Origin of the sequence: Candidatus Pelagibacter sp. Uisw_099_02 (genome assembly GCF_047727625.1) — a bacterium.
In the GTDB taxonomy this organism is placed as follows: Bacteria; Pseudomonadota; Alphaproteobacteria; order Pelagibacterales; family Pelagibacteraceae; genus Pelagibacter.
On sequence record NZ_CP159822.1, the window covers coordinates 728,735 to 753,712 of the forward strand.

The 24,978-nt window shown below is 30.1% G+C and carries 32 protein-coding genes; 13 read left to right on the top strand and 19 right to left on the bottom strand.

The window, feature by feature from the left end; translation table 11 throughout:
- Positions 1 to 99: 99 nt before the first annotated feature.
- Both ABXT47_RS03995 and ABXT47_RS04000 read right to left on the bottom strand, forming a co-directional pair.
- Positions 100 to 1,581 (bottom strand): aldehyde dehydrogenase, encoded by a 1,482-nt coding sequence (locus ABXT47_RS03995; RefSeq protein ID WP_415307851.1) that lies wholly within the window; start codon positions 1,579 to 1,581, stop codon positions 100 to 102.
- Entirely contained in the window at positions 1,581 to 1,991 is a 411-nt protein-coding gene (locus ABXT47_RS04000; RefSeq protein WP_415307852.1) for a VOC family protein, read from the bottom strand. The genes ABXT47_RS03995 and ABXT47_RS04000 overlap by 1 nt, the downstream gene beginning before the upstream one ends.
- A gap of 77 nt (positions 1,992 to 2,068) precedes the next feature.
- Here ABXT47_RS04000 and epsC point away from each other — a divergent pair, with 77 nt between their 5' ends.
- Complete coding sequence (gene epsC / locus ABXT47_RS04005) at positions 2,069 to 2,647, top strand: serine O-acetyltransferase EpsC (protein WP_415307853.1); 579 nt, start codon at positions 2,069 to 2,071, stop codon at positions 2,645 to 2,647.
- Positions 2,647 to 3,648, top strand: a complete 1,002-nt coding sequence (locus ABXT47_RS04010) for a cysteine synthase A (RefSeq protein ID WP_415307854.1) — start codon at positions 2,647 to 2,649, stop codon at positions 3,646 to 3,648. Before epsC ends, ABXT47_RS04010 begins: the two co-directional genes overlap by 1 nt.
- Here the strand turns inward: ABXT47_RS04010 and ABXT47_RS04015 are convergent.
- Positions 3,645 to 4,061 carry a hypothetical protein gene (locus ABXT47_RS04015; protein ID WP_415307855.1) on the bottom strand — a complete coding sequence of 139 codons (417 nt, stop codon included), beginning with the start codon at positions 4,059 to 4,061 and terminating at the stop codon, positions 3,645 to 3,647. The genes ABXT47_RS04010 and ABXT47_RS04015 overlap by 4 nt on opposite strands.
- Before the next feature lie 193 nt (positions 4,062 to 4,254).
- Here ABXT47_RS04015 and ABXT47_RS04020 point away from each other — a divergent pair, with 193 nt between their 5' ends.
- The 9 genes from ABXT47_RS04020 to ABXT47_RS04060 all read left to right on the top strand — a co-directional run bounded on the left by ABXT47_RS04020 (position 4,255) and on the right by ABXT47_RS04060 (position 7,106).
- Positions 4,255 to 4,560 (top strand): hypothetical protein, encoded by a 306-nt coding sequence (locus ABXT47_RS04020; protein ID WP_415307856.1) that lies wholly within the window; start codon positions 4,255 to 4,257, stop codon positions 4,558 to 4,560.
- Positions 4,561 to 4,594: 34 nt separating this feature from the next.
- Positions 4,595 to 4,978, top strand: a complete 384-nt coding sequence (locus ABXT47_RS04025; RefSeq protein ID WP_415307857.1) for a nuclear transport factor 2 family protein — start codon at positions 4,595 to 4,597, stop codon at positions 4,976 to 4,978.
- Positions 4,979 to 4,996: 18 nt separating this feature from the next.
- Positions 4,997 to 5,293: a hypothetical protein gene (locus ABXT47_RS04030; protein ID WP_415307858.1), complete on the top strand. Its 297-nt coding sequence runs from the start codon at positions 4,997 to 4,999 to the stop codon at positions 5,291 to 5,293.
- A gap of 3 nt (positions 5,294 to 5,296) precedes the next feature.
- Positions 5,297 to 5,617 (top strand): DUF4440 domain-containing protein, encoded by a 321-nt coding sequence (locus ABXT47_RS04035; protein WP_415307859.1) that lies wholly within the window; start codon positions 5,297 to 5,299, stop codon positions 5,615 to 5,617.
- Positions 5,618 to 5,716: 99 nt separating this feature from the next.
- Positions 5,717 to 5,923: a hypothetical protein gene (locus ABXT47_RS04040; protein WP_168606465.1), complete on the top strand. Its 207-nt coding sequence runs from the start codon at positions 5,717 to 5,719 to the stop codon at positions 5,921 to 5,923.
- A 45-nt stretch (positions 5,924 to 5,968) separates the two neighbouring features.
- Positions 5,969 to 6,301 (top strand): DMT family transporter, encoded by a 333-nt coding sequence (locus ABXT47_RS04045; RefSeq protein ID WP_415307860.1) that lies wholly within the window; start codon positions 5,969 to 5,971, stop codon positions 6,299 to 6,301.
- Between the two features lie 3 nt (positions 6,302 to 6,304).
- Positions 6,305 to 6,526, top strand: a complete 222-nt coding sequence (locus ABXT47_RS04050; RefSeq protein ID WP_415307861.1) for a DUF2798 domain-containing protein — start codon at positions 6,305 to 6,307, stop codon at positions 6,524 to 6,526.
- Between the two features lie 14 nt (positions 6,527 to 6,540).
- Positions 6,541 to 6,768 carry a DUF2798 domain-containing protein gene (locus ABXT47_RS04055; protein WP_415307862.1) on the top strand — a complete coding sequence of 76 codons (228 nt, stop codon included), beginning with the start codon at positions 6,541 to 6,543 and terminating at the stop codon, positions 6,766 to 6,768.
- A gap of 2 nt (positions 6,769 to 6,770) precedes the next feature.
- A complete protein-coding gene (locus ABXT47_RS04060) occupies positions 6,771 to 7,106 on the top strand; it encodes an SMR family transporter (protein WP_271525515.1) in 336 nt (111 codons plus the stop codon).
- 343 nt (positions 7,107 to 7,449) lie between these two features.
- Here ABXT47_RS04060 and ABXT47_RS04065 read toward each other — a convergent pair whose 3' ends face one another.
- The 15 genes from ABXT47_RS04065 to ABXT47_RS04135 all read right to left on the bottom strand — a co-directional run bounded on the left by ABXT47_RS04065 (position 7,450) and on the right by ABXT47_RS04135 (position 22,415).
- Entirely contained in the window at positions 7,450 to 7,794 is a 345-nt protein-coding gene (locus ABXT47_RS04065; RefSeq protein WP_415307863.1) for a DUF952 domain-containing protein, read from the bottom strand.
- Between the two features lie 219 nt (positions 7,795 to 8,013).
- Positions 8,014 to 8,574 (bottom strand): DUF924 family protein, encoded by a 561-nt coding sequence (locus ABXT47_RS04070; RefSeq protein ID WP_415307864.1) that lies wholly within the window; start codon positions 8,572 to 8,574, stop codon positions 8,014 to 8,016.
- The gene (locus tag ABXT47_RS04075; RefSeq protein ID WP_415307865.1) at positions 8,575 to 9,381 is read right to left on the bottom strand and encodes an inositol monophosphatase family protein; all 807 of its coding nucleotides are present in this window, start codon (positions 9,379 to 9,381) and stop codon (positions 8,575 to 8,577) included.
- On the bottom strand, positions 9,378 to 9,962 hold the full coding sequence (locus ABXT47_RS04080) for an FMN-dependent NADH-azoreductase (RefSeq protein WP_415307866.1): 585 nt from the start codon (positions 9,960 to 9,962) through the stop codon (positions 9,378 to 9,380). Before ABXT47_RS04080 ends, ABXT47_RS04075 begins: the two co-directional genes overlap by 4 nt.
- Positions 9,963 to 9,985: 23 nt before the next feature.
- Complete coding sequence (locus tag ABXT47_RS04085; protein WP_415307867.1) at positions 9,986 to 10,693, bottom strand: cytochrome c biogenesis CcdA family protein; 708 nt, start codon at positions 10,691 to 10,693, stop codon at positions 9,986 to 9,988.
- A gap of 1 nt (position 10,694) precedes the next feature.
- Positions 10,695 to 13,385 carry a phosphoenolpyruvate carboxylase gene (ppc, locus tag ABXT47_RS04090; RefSeq protein ID WP_415307868.1) on the bottom strand — a complete coding sequence of 897 codons (2,691 nt, stop codon included), beginning with the start codon at positions 13,383 to 13,385 and terminating at the stop codon, positions 10,695 to 10,697.
- Positions 13,386 to 13,398: 13 nt separating this feature from the next.
- Positions 13,399 to 14,241: a fumarylacetoacetate hydrolase family protein gene (locus tag ABXT47_RS04095; RefSeq protein WP_415307869.1), complete on the bottom strand. Its 843-nt coding sequence runs from the start codon at positions 14,239 to 14,241 to the stop codon at positions 13,399 to 13,401.
- Positions 14,238 to 15,104 carry an NAD(P)-dependent oxidoreductase gene (locus ABXT47_RS04100; RefSeq protein ID WP_415307870.1) on the bottom strand — a complete coding sequence of 289 codons (867 nt, stop codon included), beginning with the start codon at positions 15,102 to 15,104 and terminating at the stop codon, positions 14,238 to 14,240. The genes ABXT47_RS04095 and ABXT47_RS04100 overlap by 4 nt, the downstream gene beginning before the upstream one ends.
- 5 nt (positions 15,105 to 15,109) lie before the next feature.
- The gene (locus ABXT47_RS04105; protein ID WP_415307871.1) at positions 15,110 to 16,552 is read right to left on the bottom strand and encodes an NAD-dependent succinate-semialdehyde dehydrogenase; all 1,443 of its coding nucleotides are present in this window, start codon (positions 16,550 to 16,552) and stop codon (positions 15,110 to 15,112) included.
- Between the two features lie 82 nt (positions 16,553 to 16,634).
- Positions 16,635 to 17,564 carry an NAD(P)-dependent oxidoreductase gene (locus ABXT47_RS04110; protein ID WP_415307872.1) on the bottom strand — a complete coding sequence of 310 codons (930 nt, stop codon included), beginning with the start codon at positions 17,562 to 17,564 and terminating at the stop codon, positions 16,635 to 16,637.
- A 61-nt stretch (positions 17,565 to 17,625) separates the two neighbouring features.
- Positions 17,626 to 18,825, bottom strand: coding sequence for an enolase C-terminal domain-like protein (locus ABXT47_RS04115; RefSeq protein WP_415307873.1), 1,200 nt, complete (start codon positions 18,823 to 18,825; stop codon positions 17,626 to 17,628).
- On the bottom strand, positions 18,825 to 19,784 hold the full coding sequence (locus tag ABXT47_RS04120; protein WP_415307874.1) for a dihydrodipicolinate synthase family protein: 960 nt from the start codon (positions 19,782 to 19,784) through the stop codon (positions 18,825 to 18,827). The genes ABXT47_RS04115 and ABXT47_RS04120 overlap by 1 nt, the downstream gene beginning before the upstream one ends.
- Positions 19,785 to 19,794: 10 nt before the next feature.
- On the bottom strand, positions 19,795 to 20,574 hold the full coding sequence (locus ABXT47_RS04125) for an ABC transporter permease (RefSeq protein WP_415307875.1): 780 nt from the start codon (positions 20,572 to 20,574) through the stop codon (positions 19,795 to 19,797).
- A 14-nt stretch (positions 20,575 to 20,588) separates the two neighbouring features.
- Positions 20,589 to 21,356, bottom strand: coding sequence for an ABC transporter ATP-binding protein (locus ABXT47_RS04130; RefSeq protein ID WP_415307876.1), 768 nt, complete (start codon positions 21,354 to 21,356; stop codon positions 20,589 to 20,591).
- Between the two features lie 60 nt (positions 21,357 to 21,416).
- Complete coding sequence (locus tag ABXT47_RS04135; protein ID WP_415307877.1) at positions 21,417 to 22,415, bottom strand: ABC transporter substrate-binding protein; 999 nt, start codon at positions 22,413 to 22,415, stop codon at positions 21,417 to 21,419.
- Between the two features lie 190 nt (positions 22,416 to 22,605).
- Here ABXT47_RS04135 and ABXT47_RS04140 point away from each other — a divergent pair, with 190 nt between their 5' ends.
- Both ABXT47_RS04140 and ABXT47_RS04145 read left to right on the top strand, forming a co-directional pair.
- Positions 22,606 to 23,589 carry a GlxA family transcriptional regulator gene (locus ABXT47_RS04140; protein ID WP_415307878.1) on the top strand — a complete coding sequence of 328 codons (984 nt, stop codon included), beginning with the start codon at positions 22,606 to 22,608 and terminating at the stop codon, positions 23,587 to 23,589.
- A 176-nt stretch (positions 23,590 to 23,765) separates the two neighbouring features.
- Entirely contained in the window at positions 23,766 to 24,092 is a 327-nt protein-coding gene (locus tag ABXT47_RS04145) for a GYD domain-containing protein (RefSeq protein WP_415307879.1), read from the top strand.
- A gap of 37 nt (positions 24,093 to 24,129) precedes the next feature.
- Here the strand turns inward: ABXT47_RS04145 and ABXT47_RS04150 are convergent, their stop codons facing one another.
- Positions 24,130 to 24,963 carry a phytanoyl-CoA dioxygenase family protein gene (locus ABXT47_RS04150; protein ID WP_415307880.1) on the bottom strand — a complete coding sequence of 278 codons (834 nt, stop codon included), beginning with the start codon at positions 24,961 to 24,963 and terminating at the stop codon, positions 24,130 to 24,132.
- Positions 24,964 to 24,978: the final 15 nt, after the last annotated feature.

Sequence of the window (24,978 nt, forward strand, 5' to 3'; positions counted from 1 at the left end):
TATATCCCTCTCGATTAATTTAAAAAATCAAGCATAACTTAAAACTTTTGAGCAAGTCAAAGAAAATTAGTTATTTATTATGATTGGTATAATTGAATTTTAAGAGTGACTTATCCAGATAGTCTTAGTTTGAAGGTATTGATCTAACGCTTCTGTACCTTGATCTCTACTTAATGAGCCAGACTGTCTGTATCCACCAAAAGGTGTTTTAATATCACCCTCAGAAAAAGTATTAACTGAAACAGTTCCACATGGAAGGCTTTTAGCCATATGAAAAGCTCTATCAATATCTTGAGTAAAAACACTTGCGTGCAATCCATACTTGGAATTACTTGCAATTTTTAAAGCCTCTTCATCACTATTAATTGTAAGAACTCCTAGAACTGGTCCAAAAATTTCTTCTTGAGCGATTGTCATATTTTCTTTTAAATCATCAAAAAGAGTTGGTTTTGCAAAAAAACCTTTTTGATCACCGCTCGAAACACCACCAAACAATAGTTTAGCTCCTTCATCAATTCCTTTTTGAATATAACCATCAACTGTTGCTAAATGTTTTTTAGAAATCATTGATCCCATATTACTTTCTGGATCTAATGGATCTCCAGCTTTAAGAGCTTTTACTTTTTTTGAAACTTTTTCTAAAAATTCATCTTTAACTTTGCTATGAATTATTTGTCTCATATTTGCTGAACAATTTTGTCCACCATTCCAAAAAGCAGAATTAATAGCATTATCAATTAAATCATCTGTAATCTTTGCATCTTCTAAAACTATGAACGGACTTTTACCACCCATCTCTAAACCAATTGTTTTTAAATTACTTTCGCCAGAGTATTTCATGAACAGTCCACCAACTTCTGTTGAACCAGTAAATGAAACCGCATCAACATCATTGTGTCGACCAAGTGCTTCGCCCACATCTCCGAAGCCAGGTACTATATTTAAAACTCCATCTGGAATTCCTGCTTCTTTTGCAATTTGAGCAACTCTAATTGCAGTTAAAGGAGTATCTTCTGCTGGCTTAATTATAACTGAACAACCTGCAGCTAATGCTGGTGCCATTTTCCATACAGCCATCATTAAAGGGAAGTTCCATGGAACAACACCTGCAACAACACCAATTGGTTCTTTAACAATTAAACTAGTTAACGAAGGTTCCGTTGGTCCAACTTTACCAAATACTTTATCTATTAATTCTCCATACCACTGAAAATGCATTGGAGCATCATTTGCAACCTCATTAATACAATCTCCAATTAACTTTCCTGTATCGATACATTCAAGAACTGAATTTTCCTCTCCAGTTTGTCTTAATAATTCTGCAAATTTAAGCAAAACATCTTTTCTAAATTCTGGAGATGTTCTAGACCAAACGCCACTATTAAAAGCTTTTCTTGAAACTTTTACTGCAAGGTCTACATCTTTATGGTTACATTTTGCAACAGAGCAAAGAGTTTCACCAGTTGCAGGATTTATATTTTCAAACTTTTGACCATCAATAGCATCAACATATTTACCATCAATAAAAGCTCTGCCTTCAAACTTAATCTTGCTTGCTATAGATTTATAGTCAGAAGCCATTAATCTGCATTTTCAGTTAATGTTTTAATCTCTAAAATGTTTTCGTTAGGGTCTTTTACAAAGAAAGTTTCTTGCTCGTATTTAGTGCCTTTAAATCTTAAATAAGGTTCATCATAATATTTAGCACCATTATCTTTTAATCTTTGTTTAAGAGCATTAAAATCTTTTCTAGATAAATGAACACCGAAATGTGGGACAGAAACATTACCCATATCGACATCATGTCTTTCACTGTCCATCTTATGCTCACTTGCATGAAGAGTTAATTCATTTCCCCAAAAATCAACATCAGCCCACTCTTGTGCAGAATTATCTAATCTACAGCCTAACGTCTCGCTATAAAATTTTTTTGCTACTTCTAGATCTCCACATGGTACTGCTAAATGAAAGCAATTAGTGTTTTTGTACATAAGTTTCTCCTCTTTAAAATCGTTATATAGTGACTATATAGTTCAATATAAATTTTTAATCAATAAAAGCTAACTTCATGAATAACTTTTTACAATCTATAATTGATAGAGATCCTGCGGCAAAATCTAAGTTAAGTTTAATTTTAACTTATCCTGGTGTTAAAGCAGTTTTTTTCCATAAAATTGCTAATTTTTTTCACCTTGCTAAGTTTTATCTTGTTGCAAGAATAATTTCACAACTATCAAGATTTTTAACTGGAATTGAAATTCATCCTGGTGCTAAGATTGGAAGAAATTTATTTATTGATCATGGTATGGGTGTTGTAATAGGTGAAACATCTGAAATTGGAAATAATGTAACTATCTACCATATGGCAACATTGGGTGGGATTGCTCCAAGTATTAATTCAAATAATCAAAGACAAGTTAAAAGACATCCAACATTAGATGATTGTGTCGTAGTTGGTTCTGGTGCTCAAATATTAGGACCTGTAATGATTGGTGCAAATGCTAAAATTGGTGCTAATGCAGTTGTTACAAAAGATGTTCCTAAAAATGCAGTAATGATTGGAATACCTGCTAAAAATGTTGGAACAGCTACTGAAGAATTTAAACCTTATGCCGTAGAAGAGGTAGATAAAGATATTTCAAAATAATGAAAAATATTCAAAACAATTTTATTTCTGGAATTGGTAACACTCCTTTAATCAAACTTAGAGCTGCATCGGAGATTACAGGATGTAATATTTATGGTAAAGCTGAATTCATGAACCCAGGTGGCTCTGTAAAAGATAGAGCTGCACTTGCTTTAATTAAAGATGCTGAGAGTAAAAAACTAATTTCTAAAGGTGGAACAATAGTTGAAGGGACAGCTGGTAATACTGGTATCGGCTTATGTCTACTTGGTAATTCGCTTGGTTATAAAACAATCATAGTAATGAATGATAACCAAACTCAAGAAAAGAAAGATTTACTTAGAAATATTGGTGCTGATCTAAGATTAGTTCCAGCTAAACCTTATAAAGATGATGCAAACTTTGTAAAAGTTGCAGCAAAACTTGCTGATGAGTTAAGACCATCAAATAATAATGGAGTTGTTTGGGCTAACCAATTTGACAACGTTGCTAATGCTAAGGGCCATTATGAAACAACAGGTAAAGAAATCTGGGAACAAACCGAAGGTAACGTTGATGGCTTTGTATGTTCATCTGGAACTGGTGGAACAATTTCTGGAGTAAGTAACGCTCTTAAAGAAAAGAATAAGGATATTAAAATATTTTTATCCGATCCTAAAGGCTCTGCTCTTTATAATTATATAAAAAATGGTGAATTAAAATCTGAAAGTGGATCAATTACTGAAGGTATTGGCTCAAGCAGAATAACAAAGAATTTTGAAAATGCTAAAATAGATGACGCCTACTCTATTGATGACCATGAGGCACTTCCTATACTTTATGATTTAATTGAAAATGAAGGTTTAAGCCTTGGTACTAGCTGTGGAATTAATATTGCTGGTGCGATTAGAATGGGTAAAGAACTGGGTCCTGGAAAAACTATCGTTACAATTCTTTGTGATAAAAGTGAAAAGTACGCTACTAAAATGTTTAATAAAAAATTTCTTGAAGAAAAAGGTTTGCCTTTTCCTAGCTGGCTTTAATAAATATAAATTTTATCAGCTAATCCATAACAAAGAGCTGCACTAATGATTGTAAAAATTAAAGGAGCGATTACAGCTTCATTTGATGGTGATTTTACACCAGTCTTATCAATCTTAATCGAATAAGTATTGACAATAAAAATACACAAATTTTGAACAAAAACTAAATTGAAAAATGCCCAAGTATCCTCAACACCATTGGGTCTTACAAACATGATATATACTGCCATCAGGAAAGTACCTAAAAATATAGCACCAATCATTCTCATGGTTGCTGTAGCAGTTTCATTTATTTGAAATTTATTTCTAAATTTTTGGTTTCCAATAATCATTTGATAAGCGTAAAAACCTAAGCCTAAAAAATGAATTGAGAATAAAATTAAGTAAAAAATACCATTAAATTTTTCAATCATAAGTTTAATCTTTAATTAAATTTATAATACAGGATTTTTATTAAATAATTATAGGCTTTATGCGCACAGTAAATTTATACAAGAAATAGTTGTATAAAGTTTTTTGCATACCTGGTGACAATAAATACCATTTTAAAATAAATTAAAATTTATTAATTTAGAATAATAATAACTAACAAGTGAGATTAATATAATGCAAGCAATATATACCAGAACAATGAGAATAACGGATGATGGTTTAGGTAAAGCTATGGAGATTTGCCAAGGTTTAGCTAAGGCAAGAAAAAAATATTTTCCTAAACACCAAATCTATTTTTCTTTTCAAGTAGGTGGTGATCCAAGAACAATACGAGAAACTCTAATTGGCACAATGTTTGAAGGAGAAAATGAAGCTGATGCAAAAATGTCAGCAGATAAAAAATATCAAAGTCTTCAAAAACAATTAAAGAAAGTTGCAGTTGAAGGAACTATTGAAGACGAAATCAGAAGTCATCTTTAGTGAATAAACTTAAAAATCAAAAAGGAGATAAAAAATGAATGCAAAAGACACAGTAAGTAAAGGTTACGATTGTTTTAGCAAAGGAGACATGGAAACATTTTTTAATGAAGTTATTCATGATGATTGCGTGTGGACTCATCCTGGTGTACCAGGCAAACATCCATTATCAGGAGTGCATAATGGTAAACAAGCTATGATAGAAGGGTTTTCAAAAATCCCAACAATGTGGGAAAACTTTCAAGTAACACCTATTGATATGATTAGTGAAGGCAACAAAGTATTTGTAAGATGTAGTGGAAAAGCAACTGGTATGGATACAATTTTTGGACATTATTTTGAAGTCACAGATGATGGCAAGATATCTGCTATGACAACTTACGATGATACTTTAACTGCTTTCAACTCAATGAAAAAATAAACAAAAAGGAGATAAAAAATGGAAAAAGAAATGTTAGTAGTGGCTAAGTTTAAAGAAGGAGAAGGTAAATTTGAAAAATTTATGGGATTTATGCAATCTCCAGAAGGATTAGCTGAAAGATCAAAAGTTGCTGTAGTAGAAAAAACTATGGCGTCAGTAACACCTGATAAAAGTGCAGTGATGTTTAAAATATTTTGTACTGATGAAGCTGCTTTAATTAAATTTATTGAAGGTACTGAAGTATCTAAACCTATCATGGATGAGGTTCTAAGTAGTTATATGATCTACGATTTAACTAAAGTTAAAGAAAGATAATATATGTCAATATTAGCAAAAATGGATGCTGCTATGACAGCTAAAGATGAAGCTGCTATGAATGAAATTTTTCATGATGATTATAAATTTACAATGCATGCATCAGGAAAAGTTATGAGAAAAGCAGATGTAATTAAATGGGCAATGAGTGGAGATATCAATAAAGATAAAATTAGAGTTCTTTTTGAGAATGATGAAATTGGTGTTGAGCACTCATTTGTAACCTTTAATGACAGTAACACAGAGGCAGTAATGGCTGTCTACAAATATCAAGATGGAAAAGTTGTTTCACTTGAAACAGGTGCTACAAAAATACCTAAATAACTGGTTGGGTCGTTTTGCACATGTAAAGTGACAATGTTGGTTATATCAAAAACTTATTATTTTCCTATTGTTTGGTTAATTAATCAAACAAAGGAAAATATGAAAAAAATAGTAATAACATTATTCTTGGTACTTTTCACAAGTTCAGTTTATGCAGGTTCTTGCCCTATGATGGCAAAAAGTATAGATGATAAAATTGCAGAAGCACAAATGCTAAGAGATCAAGGTATGGCAGCTCATGATGCTGGTGATCATGCAAAATCAGAAGAGCTATTAGGTAAAGCTATGGAGCTTTTTAAAAGTTAATAAATAATTATATAAATTTAGCGGGATTTCATTTAATGTTATTAGATGAGTCTCGCTACTTCATATGGATTTCTAATCCTAGCAGTTGTTCTAGGAGTAACTTCAAATAGTTTTGCAAAAAGTGCAGAAGGTTTTACCCTTCTCTTTCCAAGTATTATTACTGGAATTACAATCGTTTTATGTATGTATGCGTTATCTATGGTGATGAAAAATATCCCAATGGGAATAACTTATGCATCATTTGCTGGATTAACAATTATTTCAACTGTAATTGTTGGAATAATTAGATTTAATCAAATGCCAAATCTTTATTCAATAATTGGTTTGGGTTTGATTATAATAGGTGTATTGATGGTTAACTTACTTGGAAATAATTAAATCGTGATTTCAAAAAAATATTCTAATTTTCTATTCATTTTTTTTATGGGTCTTGGTATGAGTTTGTTGATGACTTTAATCATTACATTTGTGAATACTGGTTATGATGAATTTTATATCAAAAGATTTCTTAAAGCGTGGACTATAAGTTTACCAGTAGCAATGATTACAACGACTATAGTGGCTCCTATAGTGCAAAAATTTTTAGATAAAATTACTGAATAATAATATCACTAATTATGATTAACAAAAAATATTCTCAACCTCTTTTTATGATCTTTATGTCTTTTGGCATGAGTTTGATTATTGGTGTAGTTGTAACGCTAGTTCACACTGGTTTTGGTGAAGGTTTCTTTAATAGATTATTAGATGCTTTTATTTATTCATTTCCAGTAGCTGTAATTGCAGCATTTACTATGGCTCCAATTATGAGACCTCTAGTTAATAAAATCGCTTCAAAGGATTAATCTTGAAACCTTTATTTGGATATTTGTTTTTAGCTGTTGGTATTTTTGCTGGAATAGCTGCTAATAGTTTTGCAAAAATATCTGAAGGTTTCACAAAGACTTTGCCAATAATTTACATGTATCTACTAATGATGGTTTGCTTGTTTTGTATTGCAAAAGCTATGCATGCACTTCCAGTAGGCTTCGCTTATTCTACTTACAGCGGATTAACAGTTGTGGGTGTTGTAGCATTTGCTATGATTAAATATAATCAAATTCCAAATCTATATGGAATTATTGGAATTTTATTAATTATAATTGGTGTGATTATGGTTAATTACTTAGGTAAGCTTACCTAAAAAGAATTTTAAATTTTAGTGGAAAAAAGTATTATAAAGAATGTTTCTTAAATTATCGAAACATTATTACTTTGCTAGGTTGCATGCAATTAATTTATTTCACATAAAGTAAAATAAATGTTTTGAATGTAATTTTTAGAAATGATATTGTCTAAATATCAATAAAGGAGGTTGATTATGAACTTATCACCACCTGACACATAACTGGTGTGATTAAATAATCAAAGACTTAGTACGACAAAAGAAAATAAAAATCTATTATTATAGATTTTAGCGTATACCGCTGACTTACAGGGGAACTCTTTTGGAGTTTACCGAAAGGGTGACCCCCTTAAAAGATCAGTTAAAAAACAGTTGGCATATCATGATTGCCTTCATCATCTAAGGTAATATCAAATTTATCTACTACATTAGAAATATCTAGCGACGAATATAAATGTGGAAACATATTTCCATCTGATGCTTGTTCCCAAACTAAATGATCTAACTTTAAAGTATCAACCTTTAATAAAACTAAATCTTTTTGATTTTGATAAAATTTTTTAAGAGTTCCCACAACTTGATCATCACTGGAAAAATGAATGTAACCATCTTCTAAATCTTTTTTAGAACCAGTTAATTGACCTTTAGTCTTTACTTCTTGCCACTCAGATTTAGTGCATATTTTATAAACAAACTTGAAATTCATTTAAAATTTATATTATTCAGTGGAGATATTGACAATAAGAAACTTCCCTCTTTCGAGGGAAGCTAATATTAACTATCTAATAGAGAGAGAAGATAATGTTAATTTTTAAATTCTATGCGCTCCTTATAGACAGCAAATTTCAATATTAAAATGACTTATTGTCACTACAGTAATGCAAATATTGAATATCTTAATTTATCTGTTCACTTAGTGAACGTTTTACCAGGATGAGTTTGGTTGACCTAGAAACTCTATTTCCTCAGGAGTAGATTTTCTATCTAATACTATGTTTCGATGAGGGTATCTGTGAAACTTCTTAATTGCTAGTGTGTGATCTTTCCAAAATTTTTTTATAGAAACTAAATCTGGATGATCTTTTAAGTATTTATCGAGTAAATAGTAGGCCATATCATGGTCTGTTATCTCTTCACTGTGAATGAGTGGCAGTAACATAAAAAATCGTTGGTCCTGATTCATGCCATCTAAAAATCCAGCATAAACAGAATCGTTAACTATTAATCTTGCTTTATGATCTTGGTTAAAAGCTTTTGGTTCATCTCTAAACATGTTTCTTGAAAATTGATCAAATAAAATAACTAGAGCTAAAGAACCAAGGGGGCTATCTTGCCAATCATCATACTCATTTGAGCCTGCTAACTCATAATCTTTTAAAAAATTATTTTTTATTAGCACATCAAAATCTTTATGTTTTTGAAATCTTTTTTTTGGTGGAGTTTCTTTAAACCAAAAATCTAATATTTTTTTAGCTCTTGTATGCATTTATTTTGAAACAGGCTTTAATAGTTTAAGCATTTTATTATGAATAGATTGATTAGCTGAAACTAAAATACTTCCAGCATTAACTGCGTCTCTATCGTCCCAAGTTGTAACCGTGCCTCCTGCAGCTTTTATAATTGGTATCAATGGGTGGATATCCCAAATTTTATTGGTTCCTTGAAAGACAACATCAATTTTTCCTTCACATAAATGAGAGTAACTTAACGCATCTGCAGTTGGAAATTGCATTAATCTTAAAACTTTTGGTATTGTCATTTGCTGTTTAAGAGAGATCGCTCCATGAAATGCTCCTGATACTTTTATCTGATTAAATGGTATATCTTTTGAAACAGAAATTTTTCTTTTTTTACCTTTTTCAAAAACAAAAGCACTTTTGTTATTAAAATTTAAATAATATTTATTTAATATTGGAAAATTTGCTAACCCTATAACTGGATTGCCTTTATAATTTAAAGCTATCAAGTTGCTCCATGTAGGATTGCCTATCACGAACGATCTTGTACCATCGATTGGATCTATGACCCATGTAAAATCACTTGTTGATTTTTTATGTCCAAATTCTTCACCTATAACTTGGTGATTTGGAAATTTTTTTTTAATTTTCAATCTAATGAATTTTTCAAAAGCTTTGTCTGATGTGGTAACAGGGTCATACTCTTTACCATCAAGTTTATTAGATATCTTAAAGGTTTTATTAAGTTTTGAGTAATAAAATTTATTTAGGTCTTTTGCTAGGATATTTAAAAAATTAGAATATAAATTGTATTCTTTTACACTTAATAAGTTCATTGGGTTATATTTTCAATTTGCTTTTCAGCTTCTTTAATTGATTTTTCATAATCTATGGCCATTTGATCAGCAGCAATAATATTTATTTTTTTTATTCCAAAAAAATTTAAAACATGAGTTAACCAGGGTGTTAAAAAATCATCTTTGCTATTAATCTTTGTTCCTCCAGATGTAATTATGAGATAAACTTGCTTGTCCTCAAGCAAGCCTACTCTGCTACCGTCTTCGTTATATTTAAAAGTTTCTTTAACTCTTGCGGCCAAATCAGCCCAAGCTTTTAATGTTGCTGGAGGTCCAAAATTATAAATTGGGACTGAGATTATTATTGTATCGCATTCTTTAAGCTCTAAAACTAGCTTATCTGACAGCTCAAACATTTTCTTATGTTGATCGGTTTGCTCACCTTCAGGAATTTTCATTCCTGACTCGGTTAGGTTTGATATAAAAATCATTTCATCGTTAAGATCTCTATAAACAACCTCATCTTCAGGTTTTTTAATTTTGTCTAATAATCTTTTAGCTAAAGCCCTTGAGGTAGAGCCTTCTTTTCTAGCACTAGTATCAATTTGATAAATTTTCATAAATATAGATAGTTATTAACCTATTACCCAAAATTTTGCAAAAATGGTAAAGAGTTTAATAAGTAATAACCTAGGACTTGAAGTTGGTTAGTTAAAATTAGTACTCCTGTTATTAAAAGTATTACACCCCCACTTTTTGATACAAAATTAATGTTCTTTTTAAAATTTTTAGAAAACATTAAAAATCTTTGCATTAAATAACCTGATAAAATGAAAGGTATTGCTAAACCAAGTGAATAAAAACTAAGTAAGATTATTGCTTTAAATATTGTTTCCTCTGTTGAAGCTAATGCAAGAATTGATCCTAGAATTGGGCCAATACAAGGAGTCCATCCAAAACCAAAAGCCATTCCAACTATAAAAGAAAACCAAACATTATTATTCTTTTTTGTGTAAATTTTTTTTTCGAAGTTTAAAAAACTAACATCTATAATTCCAATTAATTGAAGAGAAAATATAATTATAACTAGACCTGCAATTATTCTTAAAGTTTGTGAATTTTGTAAAAGTACTTGCCCTAAGTAAGAGGCTGCTGCACCAAACATAATAAAAACAAAAGAAAAACCTAAAGTAAATAATATTAGTGGGAATATGTTTATTTTTTTATTTTCAAGTAATTCATTTAAAGATGCTCCAGAAATAAAAGAAATATAACCTGGTATCAAAGGTAAAACACAAGGTGATAGAAAACTAATTAACCCCGCTCCAAATGCAACAAATATCTCTATCATATTATCCTGTATTCTTCATTGCTGCTGATATGCCAGCAATCGAAGTCATTAAAGAATCATTAAGATATTTTTTTTTCTCTTTATTAAGTTTCTTCATATAAAGTTTTTTCATAACTGTTGCTTGAATAATATGTAAAACCTCAGAATAAATATTTCTAATGATTACTGATGACCTAAATACTTTTCTTTGTTTTAAAATTTCAATAGGTGTTATTTTTTTATTCAATTTTTTTAAATCTTCAAATTGTGCTCTAAGTTTTTCTCCAACAACCTTAAGTTTTTTATCTGCCAATTTATCCTCGTATACTTTAGAAATTTCAGGGTCTACTTTTGTTATAACCATATCAAGCATATCCATTGTTGAATAAAAAAAGGGCCAATTTTTTTCCATATCTATGAGAGTATTCTTAAAATCTTTAGTTGAAGAGTGTTTTAGTGCCTCAGGAATACCGAGCCATGCAGGTAAAAACAATCTTATCTGTGTCCACGCAAATACCCATGGTATGGCTCTTAAACTTTTAATGTTATCTACATTTTTTCTTTTGGATGGCCTTGATCCAATTGACAGTTTTCCCAATGCTTTATGAGGTGTAACTGTTTTAAAGTATCTAATAAAGTCTAATTTATTATTTATATTTCTTCTATAAGATTGAGTAGATATTTCTGACATTCTTTCTATTAAATCTTTCCATTTATTTTTTGGTTCTGGTGGTGGTTTTAAACTTGCCTGTGCTACTGCACCTATATAACTACATAAATTATATTTTGCTAAAGGTTCATATCCATATTTTTGCTGGATAACTTCACCTTGATCAGTAATTCTTATTTTTCCATTAACTGATCCTGGAGGTTGAGATCTAAGGGTTGCTTGAATTGGGCCACCACCACGACCAGCTGATCCACCACGGCCATGAAAAAAAATAATATCAATTTTATTTTTTTTACTTAATCTTAAAATTTCTTCTTGGAGTTTATACTGATGCCAACTAGCAGATAATTTGCCCGCGTCTTTACTTGAATCTGAGTATCCAATCATAATCTCTTGATAATGATTTATGTATTTTTTATACCATGATAATTTAAATAATTGGGTCATTATTGAATTTGCATTTATTAAATCATCTAATGTTTCAAAAAGAGGTACTACCCTAAGTTTATTTCTTATTTTTGCTTCTTTTTGAAGGTAGACTACAGATAATATATCTGACGCAGCTGAAGTCATTGAAATTACATATGCTCCCAAGCATTCTTTTGGTTGTTCAGCAAGAATTTTAAAAGTAGACCACACTTCTTTATTTTCTTTATTCCTAAATTGATAATTATTTATTAAATTTTTTTTACTCTTAATTTGTTTTGATAAAAAATCTAATTTCTCATCTTCACTCCAATTTAAGTAATTAGATTTATATTTTTTTTTTACAATCTCAGAAATTAGCTTTGAATGTCTTGAAGATTCTTGTCTTATATCAAGTTTTGCTAGATTAATTCCAAAACATTTTGCACGTCTCATTAAGTCTAATAAATCACCACCAGCAATATTTTCACTTTGATTTTGTTCTAACGACTCTCTTACAATTCTTAATGGTGCTAAAATTTCTTCTTTGGTTGATAAAAGTTTTTTTTGATTTAATGGTTTTTTGTCAATTAAGTGTTCTTTTATTAAGATGTGAGTTTTTCTTATTTTATCTCTTAATGGTCTTAAAAACACTCTATAAGGATCAAAAACTTTACCTGTCTTCCTTAGTATCTTTTGGGAGCAATTTGACATAGATAATGATCTTAATAACTTTGTTAACTGCTTCTCATATAATTTTGCAGCCTCCCATCTTGACAACAGTATAACCTCTTTTGTAACTTCCGAAGTTACATTTGGATTTCCATCTCTATCACCACCCATCCAAGAACCAAATTCAATAGGATTAAAATTTTTAGGCAAACTCTTTCCCATATTTTTTAAAAAAATATCATTTAACCTTCTGTAAACTTTAGGAATAGTTTCCCAAAGACTGTCTTCTATAACTGCTAAACCCCATCTTGCTTCTTCAGAGGGTGTTGGTTTGGATCTTTTAAGCTCATCTGTATTCCATATTATTGTAATTTCATCATATAATTTTCTTTCTAAAATCTTTAATTTGGATGGATATTTTTTAAGTAAATCTCTTTCCTCTAAAATTTCAGTAATTTTATGGTATTTTTGTATTAATGTTCTTCTTTTAACTTCTGTTGGGTGTGCTGTTAAAACAACACCAATATTAAGATTTTTTGCAAGATTATAAATTTTATTATTTGGAATTTTTTTATTTTTAAAAAGTTCTTCAAAGATTTCTTCAATAAAGATATTTTTATTTTTAGAATCTTTTTGATTATTTTCATATTCATCAAGTTTTCTTGATGCATCAATTGACTCTGATAGGTTTATAAAATTCATAAAATGACTAAATGCTCTTGATAGTTTAAAAATATTAATTGGACTAAGGCCATTAATTTTTTTTATTATATTTTTAAAGGGGTCTTTGGTATTTTTATTTGATAAGTTTGCTTTAGATAATAATCTTGTGTCTTCTACTAATTTAAAAAAACCAGAGCCTTCTTGTTTTTTTATTACTTTTCCTAAAATATCACCTAAATATCTAACATCATCTCTTAAAGACTTTGTTGGAATTCTTTCATAATAGAGGTCTCTTTTTATCATAACTACCTAGTAGTTATTCTAGCACAACTTTTGAATTTTGTGAGCCGAGATTTTCAACAATTAAATTCATCATATCTCCTTCTTTTAAAAAAACTGGTGGATCCATTCCCAAACCAACTCCAGGAGGAGTTCCTGTTGTAACTATATCACCAGGCATCAAAGTTATAAAACTAGAAATATGTGCTAATAAAAAATTAAAATTGAAAATCATTTGGTTTGTATTTCCTGTTTGATGTCTATTGCTATTCACATCAAGAGTTAAATTTAAATTATTAACATTTTTGATTTCATCTTTTGTGACTAAATAAGGTCCTAAAGGTCCAAATGTATCACCAGATTTTCCTTTAACCCACTGACCACCCTTTTCTTTTTGCCACTCACGCTCACTTATATCGTTACAAATACAGTATCCAAAAATATAATCTTGTGCATCTTTTTCTAAAACCCTCTTAGCTTTTTTTCCTATCACAAAGGCAATTTCAACTTCATGATCTAATTTTTTAGATCCTCGTGGAATAATTACATTATCGTTTGGTCCAACTATAGAATGAACTGACTTATTAAATAGAACTGGGTTTTCAGACGTTTTTGCACCAGTCTCTTTTGCATGTTCAGCATAATTTAAGCCAATTGCAAAAAAATTTCCTGGCTTAGAAATACAGGACCCTATTCTTTCATTTTGATTTATCTCTCCCAAACTCTTCAAATCTATTTCTTTAATATTATCTAGAGTTTCAAAGTTAATACTTTCAGGATTTAAATCTTTAATAACTGAAGATAAATTTCTATATTTTCCTTCGTTATCTAATGCTACAGGAATTTCTTGTCCTACATTTCCAATTCTTAAAAATTTCATTTTTTATTTATCTTTTCAATTGCATTATATAAAGAGCTATGATCTGTATTGCCATGCCCATCTGTTACAAGATCTTTATACATTTCTTTAACTAAACTAGAAATGGGCAAATGAATTTCAATTGCTTTTCCAGCGTTAACAATATTGGTCATATCTTTTAACTGTGTTGTAGTTTTTCCTTTTGGTGCAAAATCTTTATTAATCATTCTTTTTCCGTGTGTTTGTAATATTTTACTATCAGCCCAACCTCCTGATAAAGCCTCAATCATTTTACTTGGGTTGGTTCCAGATTTCTCACATAAAGTGATAGCTTCTGCCACTGCTCCAATGGTTACACCCACAATAATTTGATTAGCTAATTTAGATATTTGGCCAGACGATACTGGGCCTACTAATGTTGGGTTACCCATTTTTTTAAGTAGCTCATAACAATTTTTAAATGTTTCTTCGTCACCACCAACCATTATTGCTAATGTTGCCTCTTCAGCTCCTATAGTTCCACCAGAAACTGGGGCATCTAAATAATTTATTTTTTTTTCTTTTAATTTTTTTGAATACTTTATGGTCAAAACTGGATTAACCGAACTCATATCAATAACAGTGGCTCCTTCTTTTATATTAGAAATAAATTCATCACTACCCATCACTTTTTCAACAGCATCATCATCTGTAAGCATTGTGATAATTATATCTGAATTTGTGACAACATCTTTAATGGATGCAGATATTTCTGCTCCAAATTCTTTTAATCTTTCAGCTTTATCATGAGATCTATTATAGGCTTTTAAATTGTACTCAGATTTAAGAAGATTTTTGGCCATGGGTAAACCCATGAGACCCACTCCAATAAAACCAATTTGCATATGTGTTAGCCTTTAATGCCCATGTGAGTATATTTAACATTAAGGTAGTCTTTGATGGCCATTGATCCACCTTCTCTTCCATATCCACTCTGCTTTATTCCACCAAATGGTGCCTCAGCAATTGCAACAGCTCCTGTATTGACTGCTACAGATCCTGTTTCTAATCTTTCGGATGCCAGATGAGCTGTTTCCATAGAATTAGTACAAACATAACTACATAAACCAAGATCATTATCATTGGCTCTTTCAATAACTTCATCAAAAGATTTAAATGATAACATCGGAACTAATGGTCCAAATGGTTCTTGTTTCATAATGGTAAAATCATCTTTTACATCATCAAAAACTGTTGGCTCATAATAAAAACCTTTATTAAAGCCTGCTGGTCTTTTTCCACCCAATAAAACTTTAGCACCTTCTTGTTTAGTTTTTTCAACCAACTCTTCAATTTCTTCTAATCTTTTTTGAGTTGTTAATGGGCCCAGTTGAGTGTCCGGATCTATTCCATTACCAATTTTTAACTTTTTAGTTTTTTCGATAAATAAATTTATAAATTCTTCTTTTTTACTTTCATGAATATAAAATCTATTAGGAGAAATACAAACTTGTCCATTATTTCTAAATTTTGTGGCAATAGCTATATCAGCTGCTTTTTTAACATCAGCATCATCAAAAACTATAAAAGGAGAATGACCACTTAATTCCATTGTTACTCTTTGAACTTTATCTGCGGCTTGTTTTAAAATTAATTTTCCAACTCTCAAAGATCCAGTAATCGAAATCTTTTTTATTATATCTGATTGAATTAATTGAGAAGCTATAGCTGGAGGATCACCTGACAAAAGATTTACAGCTCCTGGTGGAACTCCACATTCTCTACAAATATCTACTAATTCCATTACTACACCAGGTGTAATTGTATCTGGTTTAATAATAACTGAACAACCCGCTGCAAGTGCAGTTGATATTTTTCTAGCTGCTAAAATAAGTGGAAAATTCCAAGGTGATAAGGCAGCTACAACTCCAACTGGTTGGTAATAAACATGTACTCTTGTGTCTTCAAACCTACTTTCAATAGTTTGACCAAAAATTCTCTTTGTCTCTTCAGCGTTCCATTCAAAAATATCTGCTGCTCCATTTGTTTCACCAACACCTTCGGCTAAAGGTTTTCCATTTTCTAAAGTCATCCACTTAGCTAATACGTCTTTTTTTTCTCTCATCCGATCAGCTATTTTTCTTAATATATAAGATCTATCCCACGGTGTTGTTTTTTTCCAAACCTTAAATCCTTTTTGAGCAGACTTTAGTGCTCTATCAACATCAGCAGGAGTGGCTTTTGATGCATGACCTAGAACCTCTTCTGTTGCCGGGTTAATTACTTCATAAGTTTCTTTATTTTCTGAGGGTGACCATTTACCCTCGATAAACTGTCCAAATTTTTCGTACATTATATAATTTAGCCCCTGGTTAATTATTAATATTTTAATATTTTAACAAATATTTTTTTTCATTCAATTAATAAAGATTAATTTAATAACCCTTTGAAGGATTAATTATATTTAACACTTTACTTTTTTTTAAATATTTTTGCAAATTATCTAAAAAAAAGTTAATCTTATCCATCATCTCGTCTTTGTATCCACCTCCAGTATGCTGTGTAAGTATTAGGTTTGGACAAGACCAGAGTGGGTTATTTTTCCTCAATGGTTCCTCGGCCGTAACATCTAAAATGGCCCCTTTTAAAAAATTATTTTTAAGTTTTTTTATTAAATACTTTTCATCGATTAAATTACCCCTACCAACATTAACTAAAATAGTTTTTTTTGATAAACTGCTAATCATTTTTTTATTAAAAAGCATTTTAGTTTTTGCTGTCCCAGGCAGTGCACAGATGACTATTTCTGCTTTTTTTAATTTTTTAATAAAAAATTTTTTCTTTGAATTTGAATCAATAAATGAATATTGACAATTAAATACTTTTAGATATTTTGATATTTCTTCATTTATTGATCCTTTACCAAAGAATAAAACATTTTTATTATTCAGTATTTCTAATTTGCTCCTCATTGGGTCACCAATCCATTTTTTTTCATTTTTTAATAAAGTAAATGTATTCAAACCTCTATAAAAAGAAAAAATTCCAGCCATTGTTGTTTGGGCTACTTGACAAGCAAAAAAACTTTTAAGGTTAGTAATAATTACAACTTTATCTAAAAAATTTTTTTTTACATTGGAATATTCACCAAAGCCTGTCGACTCTAATTGAAGCCATTTTATTTTGCTACTTTGTTTTACCCAGTTTGATGGAATATTTCCAAAAACAATTTCACATTTAAGAAAATTATTATCAGCAATTTCTTTAAATTTTAAGTTAGAAAAATATAAATTATGTTTTTTTAAATTATCTTTAAGAATTTTTTTTTCTAAACTTTCTAACTCACATGCAATATAAATATTCATAAATTTATATTTTAGTTTATTATTTGTGGAGGATTTAATTCTTTTATATTCATTTTTTTAACTATTCTTTCCAATAATCGTCATTTGGTTGCCCTCTATCAACGACAACACACGAATAAACTGCTTTTTTATCAAATAAAAAATCTTTTTCAATTTTATCATTCATGGTGATACCTATTCCTGAATTTTCAGGTCTTAAAAGGGTTCCATTTTTAATGACTCTTTGATCCCCAAACATTATTGGTTCAAGCTTGTACGGTATCATTGGAAATTCAACTAAATTTCCATTACATCCAAATGCAACATGGTAATTTGCCATAATTGCTACAGGTCCACCCCACGCATGTACAACGGGTGTTATTTTTTTTGTTTTTGCATGGTCAAATACTTCTCTCACCGCATGCATTCCCCCAATAACTGACGCATCTGGTTGAACAAAGTTATAAATATCTAAATTTATTCTTTCGATCATTTCTAAAGGTGTGGTTATAACTTCACCTCCACAAATATCTATATTGAGTGTTTCTTTCAATTTTTTAAACCCCTTTATATCCATAGGGCCAACCGCTTCTTCTAAAAATAAAATTTTTTCTTTAGTAAAGTTTTTTACAAAATTGACATAGTCTATTACATCCTCTGCATTTATTGGTGGGTCAGCCAGGTTTTGACACATGTCAATACCTACATCTACATCGTATTTTCTAGCTTCTTTGAGCACCCATGCAGTTCTATTAATATCACTTGGAACTGCTCTAATTTTATATTTCTTTATTCCTAGTATATTTAAAAGTTCTAACTCCTCAATAAAATGTTCTTTTGTGTCACAAATTCCTCCACTTCCATAAACTTCTATGTTTTCTTTTGAACTATTTCCAAATAATTTATATGCAGGACATTTTTGAGTTTTGGATTTTGCGTCAACTAAGGCTGTTTCAATTGCACTTGTAGTGTGTCTTGCGGCCCCTTGTAATGACCAATAATCGCAAACACTGCATAAATCTTTATATCTTCTTAAAATGTCAAATCCATCTTTTCCAATTAGGTATGGTGTACAAAGTTCAACAATGGATTTAAAAACTTGTGGCGCAAAAACTCCTAAATAACCTTCACCATAGCCCTTTACACCATTTTCCAATGTTACTTCAACTAATCCAATAGTTCTTTTTGGTCCATTAGGAAAGCACTCTAAAATTTCTGGATGTTTCTCATCACCATACTCTGCACTTAATAGAATTGTTCTTATGTTTTCAATTTTACTCATTAAAACTTTAAATGAGGAACTTTAATTTTCTTCATGTAATCAAGTGTTTTTTGTCTATATTTTTCACGCATATCCCTTGTTGGAGGCCTGCATCTACTTGAAGGAAGGCCTACTAATTCCATACAAAGTTTATCTAAATATCCATCACCAGAAGTGTAGTTAGTTTCTATTTCTACCCACAGTTTATAAAAAGGCATAGCCTCTTCAATCATCATTTTAGCAACTTCCTCAAAGTTTCTTTTATTAATTTCATTAATTAATTTTGCACCCCATTCTGGCCAAAAGTTACACATATGAACTTCAAAAGCTTTTGCATTTAATGGCTTCATTGCTGAGTAAGGAAAAAATAAATTATTATCAATTATTGTAAACCTGCTAGAATAAGTTGATGTCACATCTTCAAATTCCATTGCATCAGTTCGTGGTGTTGCCCATTTTAATCCAACAATATTTGGAAGATCTTTTATTTTTTCAATAAGTTGATTAGAAACACTAGTTGAAGTCCAAAAGGTATTATATAAAATTATACCAATTCCTTCAGCTGCACTTGATGCTGTCCTTACATATTCAATAAAATCATCTTCAGTGTGTTTGAAATAAAAAGGACAGGAAACTTGAAGGAAATCATAACCAAAATCTTTGGCTACATCTGCGAGTTTTTCTAATTCTTGGGTATTTGTTGTTTGGCCACCAAGAGCAATTGGAACTCTTCCATTTACTATTTTTGCGCTTTCTTTAGCTAATGATAACCTCTCATCAAAGCTCATTGCTGAAAAATCACCTGCAGCTCCACCAAAAAGTAGTGTACAATTCTCGTTATTTAAACCGTTTCCCAATAAAAACTCTACGTAATCTTTCAGTGCATCAAAGTTAAGAGGTAAATTTTTTATATCCTTAAAGGGTGTTGGAACGGTTACATAACAACCTTCTAATTTTTTTTTTAAATTTTCATAATCCATAATATGTTCCTTATTTGTTGATTCTTTTCATTGATATATGCCAAGGTATTAATATCTTTTCCATCATTGTAACAAAGCCAAATACCGACAAGCCTAAACAGGTTAAGAAAAATATTCCTGCAAAAGCTAAATCTGGTCTCATATTTCCTGTTACAATAGAAATATAAAAACCAAGTCCTTTATCTGATCCAATAAATTCCGCTATAGTAGCTCCAACAGTTGCGTTAATAGCTGCATATTTAAAGCCAACAAAACATTGAGGTAAAGCAGCTGGTAAACGAATTGTAAAAAAAGTTTTTAGTCTACTAGCTCCAGTAGATTGATAAAATAAAGTAAGTTCATTGCTTAATGAATTAAATGCTAAAATTGCATTTAACACTATTGGAAAAAAACAAACTAGAACTACAATAATTACTTTAGGCATCAACCCAAAACCAAACCAAGATATAAATAATGGCGCAAAAGCTATTTTAGGTGTCATCTCAATACTAACAAAGAAAGGATATAAAGTTCTTCTTAATATTGATGAAAAAGAAATAGCTATTCCAAACCCTAAACCTAGAATTAGAGCTATAATGTATCCAAGTACAGTCTCTAGAGCGGTAACACCAGTATAATAAATTAACTTATCTAAATCAGCAGAACCTTTTAAAACAATTTCTGAAGGTGCTGGTAGAATGTATCTTGGTATATCAAATAAAGGTATTGAATATTCCCAAAATAAAAAAAAGCCAACAAAAAATAAAATTAACATCCATCCACTGAAGATCCATTTAATAAATTTTTTCATTTTAATAATACTTTTTAAATAACACCATATTTATGAAAAACTTCTTGAATTGAATTTACATATTCAATAAATTTAGGTGATCGTTTAACCTTTAAATCTCTTGGGTACGGAAGGTCTATTTTCATCTCTCTATCAATTTTACCTGGTCTTGGTGTAATTAAAATAACCCTGTTAGATAGCTGAACTGCTTCCTCAATAGAGTGAGTAACAAATATAACTGTTGGTTTTTTAACCATCCATAATTTTTGAAAATCAGCTCTAATTTTTTCTCTAGTCATTGCATCTAACTTACCCAGAGGCTCATCAAGTAAAATTATTTTTGGGTCATGTATCATTGCTTGACAAAAAGCAGCTCGTTGTTGCATACCTCCTGATAATTCATTGGGAAATCTTTCTGCAAAATCCTCTAAATTTACAGACTTTAAAATATTATCAATTTGTTCTTGATAATCTTTAAGATTAAGCCCTCTCAATTCTAGTTGTAGTTCAATATTACCCCTAACAGTTCGCCAAGGAACTAAGGTATTATCTTGAAACATTATTCCAATATCTGTCTTTGGTCCATTTACAAGTTTCTTTTCAAATTCTACTTTTCCACTTGTTGAATCTAATAATCCAGCAACCATAAGCATTAGAGTTGATTTTCCACACCCAGAGGGTCCTAAAATTGAAACAAATTCTCCAGCATTAATATTTATAGTTGCAGGTCCAAAAGCATGAACTTCATCCTCACCATTTCCAAATACTTTTTTTAATTCTGTTACTTCTATGAAATTTTTCATTTATAAGATTTAAAACTAGCCGAGTATTATTTATACTCGACTAGTAATTTAATATGTTGATTAATTTATGAATTGATTTGTATAAAAGTCAGATGACTTAGCATTTTTGTCTAAATCATTATACTCTTTCATCAATTTAACCATACTATCCCAATCAGAAGCAACATTTAGACCAAGAACTTTTTTCTTGTTTGCTCCAGAATATAATATTCCTAAAGTTACATCTAAAACTTCTCTTGATTGAGCTTTACCAGCGTCTTCAGCCATTGAACCACCAACAATATCAGCAATTGCATTTACGGCAGCATCTGGATTTTTTTCTGCTTTAGCATAAGATTCCATTGTTGCTTTAATAAATCTTTTTGCTATATCAGCGTTATTTTTAATCGTATCATTATGAGCAGCTATACAGTATCCAACTTGATTTACTCCAAAATCAGAATATGGAAAAGCTACTGGTTGAGCGCCACCGTTTGCTTTGATTTCAGCTGGTTTATCATCTAATCCACCTAAAATTCCTACAGAACCACCACTACCTTGTAAATAACTTGATACAAGAGCACCATCTGGAACAACCGTTATATTAATATCAGATTCCTTAAGGCCGGCATTTTTTAAAACAATTGGGAAAAAAGTATTTACTCCAGCATTAGCTGTTGTTAATATTTTTTTTCCTTTTAAGTCTTTAATTGTCTTAACACCACTATCAGGCTTAACAAGAATTGCTTCTGTTCCCATAGCATCAATTACACCAATTGACTTTAATGGTGCTCCTTTAGCCACAAGATCTGTCATAGCTCCACATGAACCGTAAGAAAAATGACTGTCTTTATTAGCCACTAGTCTGTGTGCAGAACTTGATCCATTTCCTGATCTAATATCCAAATCAATGCCGTATTTAGCATAAGTTCCATCAACAAAACCTAATGCAAAGCCCGCATGTGATCCGTAGTACATCCAGTTCAATCTTAATTTAACCTTATCTGCAGCAAATGAAGTTGAAACGGTTAATAAAAAAATAATTGCAACTTTGCAAATATTATTTAAAAGTTTAATCATATTGTTCCCTCTCTATTGTTATTTTTAATATCTTCTCAATTATTTTTATAAAATAAACTATTTTAAACGACAAATTATCAATATTTATAGACAAAAATTAAATTGTTTAAATACATGTTTAATTCTATGATATTGTCATAAATAAATAAACTTATGTCGTTAATTATTAACTTTTTAATCAATTAATATTATGGAAAACAAAGTATTTTCATTTGATATTATTCTGCAACCAGAGTTTCCATCCAACTCATTGGTCTTAATACAGGAGGCACTAAGAATAACTAATCAATACAGAATTAATGAAATTTTTAAATATAAGCTGATAACTGTTGATGCAAAAAAAATTAGATCAAGCAATGGTCAGTGGTGGAAGGCAGACGGTGGATTAGAGGCTATTAAAAATCCAGATTTTATAATTGTAATAGGAGGAAATTTACCTGTACAAAAAAAATCAAAAAAATTGTTTTCTACATTAAGGATAGCTCATAAAAATTTATCAAAAATAATTGCAGTTGATACTGGTGCTTTTTTAATTGCTGAATCTGGTTTAATTAATAAAGAAACGATTGTTTGTACACACTGGGAAACTAAAAGTAATTTTTTAGAAAGATATCCTGACATAAAAATTGTAGAAAATATTTATACTATAAATGCCAATGGTCTGATGTTTGCAGCAGGTGGAATATCTACACTAGATCTAATACTTGAGTGTATTAAGAAAATTAAAGGAAAGAATTATTCTGATGAAATTGCACAAGCTTTAATTTATAAACCCAGAGAAAAATCAACAATGCAAAAAGATGATCAATTTAATCCATTAATAGATAATATTTGTCAAAAATCAATTTTAATAATGGAAAAAAATATTGAAACACCAATCAAAATAAATGAGATAGCAAAAAAACTTAATATATCCTTAAGAACATTGGAGCGTAAGTTTTATAAATTGTATAAAATGTCTCCAATTAAATTTTATGTTAATTTAAGAATAAAATTTGCAAGAAATCTTCTCTTTTATGATGATCGTAAAATTAGCGAAATATCTAGTATTGCTGGATTTAATTACAATTCAGTATTTATTAATTCTTTCAAAAAAATTTATAATAAAACACCTTCTGAATATCGAAAATATTTTAGAAACCAACAATTTGATAAAAATATTCTTGGAAATTAATATTTATCTTTATAATTTACTAAATTACTTGTTATAATGGGAGTGACCAATTGTCATCCATAAATTGTCCAAATTTTTCATACATAATTTGCTAAACTTCAAGTTGATTTTAAAAAAACTTATTTAAATTTATAACAATTATGTTTTAATATTTATGAACTAATAAGGAGACATGTATGAAAAAATATATTGTAATGGGCAATTACACTGCAAAAGCATTTCAAGGTTTTATGAAAGACCCTTCTCAAGATAGAGCAGCGGCGGCAACTCAATTATCAGAAGCTGTTGGTGGTAAAATGGTATCTTTTGATATCGTTAGAGGAACTTATGACTTTGTTGGTGTGATAACTGGAGATGTAGGTTTTGAGGCAACTGCTGCTGTTAAATTAGCTGTTGAATCGACTGGAACAATAACAAATTTTACCATTCTTGAAAAAATGGACATTAACAAAGCTGCTGAGCTAGCCTCTAAAGCTATGGCTGGTTACAAGCCTGCTGGCTAATTACTTAAATTAACTTTCAGTTTGTAAAAGCTGGAAGTTAATTAGTTTCAAATAACGTTGGAAACATTTTACCAGACAAGTCATCGCCATTTTTATAACCATTATCTTCCATAATAGCTCTTTCTTCTCTAGCCCAATCTCCTCTATAAATAATTTTAGAATTTTCTTTTGCCATTCTTAGTGTGTATCTATGGACATCTTTTTTAGGCGTAACAGTATTTAATCCTCCATGTAATGTTCTAATATCAAAATAAATACAGTCACCAACTTCCAGATCCCATTGCAAAAATTCATAATCATCTTTATTTTCTAATATGTTAGGAGTTAATTCATATTTTTTTCCATTAACAACTCCAGCCTTACCATCAACTTCATGACCATCGTTAAATCTTGTTCTTAAAAATAGTTTATCCCATAAATGTGAACCTTTAACCCAAGCTATGCCGTCTTCTTTTTTAACTGATTCAAGTGGAATCCATAAAACACACATAGATCCTTCAAAATCGAAATATGAAATATCATGATGAAAAGGTGGTGATGACTTCGACCCAGCTTCCCTGAAAAACCAATTATCCATCACTAAATTAATCTTTTGTGCCTCTAAAAGTTCTGCTGCAATTTTTGGAGTTGGTGAATTAAATACAAAATCTTTGAATTCTTCATGTAAATTCCAGGTCCAAAAATCTTCATAATATCCTGGTAATTTTTGATCTTTTGCATGATTTACAAATCTTGAGCTAGGGCTTTCTTTGCCTTTTTTGATTCCTTTTTTTAACTTTTCAATCCATGCGTTATCAAATTTGCCTTTAATCAAGACTGCACCATCTTTTTTGAATAGATCTACTTCTGTCTTGGTAATAATTTTGCTCATATATTATTATTATAA

Coding starts and splice junctions, on each gene's coding strand:
- ABXT47_RS04095 (WP_415307869.1), bottom strand. CDS start 14,241: ATGAAATTTTTAAGAATTGGAAATGTAGGACAAGAAATTCCTGTAGCA.
- ABXT47_RS04130 (WP_415307876.1), bottom strand. CDS start 21,356: ATGAAAAATTTCATAGAAGTAACAGAATTAAAAAAAGTATTTGGAAAT.
- ABXT47_RS04150 (WP_415307880.1), bottom strand. CDS start 24,963: ATGAGCAAAATTATTACCAAGACAGAAGTAGATCTATTCAAAAAAGAT.
- ABXT47_RS04020 (WP_415307856.1), top strand. CDS start 4,255: ATGCAAGCAATATATACCAGAACAATGAGAATAACGGATGATGGTTTA.
- ABXT47_RS04030 (WP_415307858.1), top strand. CDS start 4,997: ATGGAAAAAGAAATGTTAGTAGTGGCTAAGTTTAAAGAAGGAGAAGGT.
- ABXT47_RS04055 (WP_415307862.1), top strand. CDS start 6,541: ATGATTAACAAAAAATATTCTCAACCTCTTTTTATGATCTTTATGTCT.
- ABXT47_RS04120 (WP_415307874.1), bottom strand. CDS start 19,784: ATGGATTATGAAAATTTAAAAAAAAAATTAGAAGGTTGTTATGTAACC.
- ABXT47_RS04010 (WP_415307854.1), top strand. CDS start 2,647: ATGAAAAATATTCAAAACAATTTTATTTCTGGAATTGGTAACACTCCT.
- ABXT47_RS04070 (WP_415307864.1), bottom strand. CDS start 8,574: ATGCATACAAGAGCTAAAAAAATATTAGATTTTTGGTTTAAAGAAACT.
- ABXT47_RS04135 (WP_415307877.1), bottom strand. CDS start 22,415: ATGATTAAACTTTTAAATAATATTTGCAAAGTTGCAATTATTTTTTTA.
- ABXT47_RS04025 (WP_415307857.1), top strand. CDS start 4,595: ATGAATGCAAAAGACACAGTAAGTAAAGGTTACGATTGTTTTAGCAAA.
- ABXT47_RS04045 (WP_415307860.1), top strand. CDS start 5,969: ATGAGTCTCGCTACTTCATATGGATTTCTAATCCTAGCAGTTGTTCTA.
- ABXT47_RS04040 (WP_168606465.1), top strand. CDS start 5,717: ATGAAAAAAATAGTAATAACATTATTCTTGGTACTTTTCACAAGTTCA.
- ABXT47_RS04035 (WP_415307859.1), top strand. CDS start 5,297: ATGTCAATATTAGCAAAAATGGATGCTGCTATGACAGCTAAAGATGAA.
- ABXT47_RS04100 (WP_415307870.1), bottom strand. CDS start 15,104: ATGCAAATTGGTTTTATTGGAGTGGGTCTCATGGGTTTACCCATGGCC.
- ABXT47_RS04145 (WP_415307879.1), top strand. CDS start 23,766: ATGAAAAAATATATTGTAATGGGCAATTACACTGCAAAAGCATTTCAA.
- ABXT47_RS04065 (WP_415307863.1), bottom strand. CDS start 7,794: ATGAATTTCAAGTTTGTTTATAAAATATGCACTAAATCTGAGTGGCAA.
- epsC (WP_415307853.1), top strand. CDS start 2,069: ATGAATAACTTTTTACAATCTATAATTGATAGAGATCCTGCGGCAAAA.
- ABXT47_RS04125 (WP_415307875.1), bottom strand. CDS start 20,574: ATGAAAAAATTTATTAAATGGATCTTCAGTGGATGGATGTTAATTTTA.
- ABXT47_RS03995 (WP_415307851.1), bottom strand. CDS start 1,581: ATGGCTTCTGACTATAAATCTATAGCAAGCAAGATTAAGTTTGAAGGC.
- ABXT47_RS04110 (WP_415307872.1), bottom strand. CDS start 17,564: ATGAATATTTATATTGCATGTGAGTTAGAAAGTTTAGAAAAAAAAATT.
- ABXT47_RS04105 (WP_415307871.1), bottom strand. CDS start 16,552: ATGTACGAAAAATTTGGACAGTTTATCGAGGGTAAATGGTCACCCTCA.
- ABXT47_RS04015 (WP_415307855.1), bottom strand. CDS start 4,061: ATGATTGAAAAATTTAATGGTATTTTTTACTTAATTTTATTCTCAATT.
- ppc (WP_415307868.1), bottom strand. CDS start 13,385: ATGATAAAAAGAGACCTCTATTATGAAAGAATTCCAACAAAGTCTTTA.
- ABXT47_RS04085 (WP_415307867.1), bottom strand. CDS start 10,693: ATGATAGAGATATTTGTTGCATTTGGAGCGGGGTTAATTAGTTTTCTA.
- ABXT47_RS04000 (WP_415307852.1), bottom strand. CDS start 1,991: ATGTACAAAAACACTAATTGCTTTCATTTAGCAGTACCATGTGGAGAT.
- ABXT47_RS04080 (WP_415307866.1), bottom strand. CDS start 9,962: ATGAAAATTTATCAAATTGATACTAGTGCTAGAAAAGAAGGCTCTACC.
- ABXT47_RS04115 (WP_415307873.1), bottom strand. CDS start 18,825: ATGAGTAAAATTGAAAACATAAGAACAATTCTATTAAGTGCAGAGTAT.
- ABXT47_RS04140 (WP_415307878.1), top strand. CDS start 22,606: ATGGAAAACAAAGTATTTTCATTTGATATTATTCTGCAACCAGAGTTT.
- ABXT47_RS04075 (WP_415307865.1), bottom strand. CDS start 9,381: ATGAACTTATTAAGTGTAAAAGAATACAATTTATATTCTAATTTTTTA.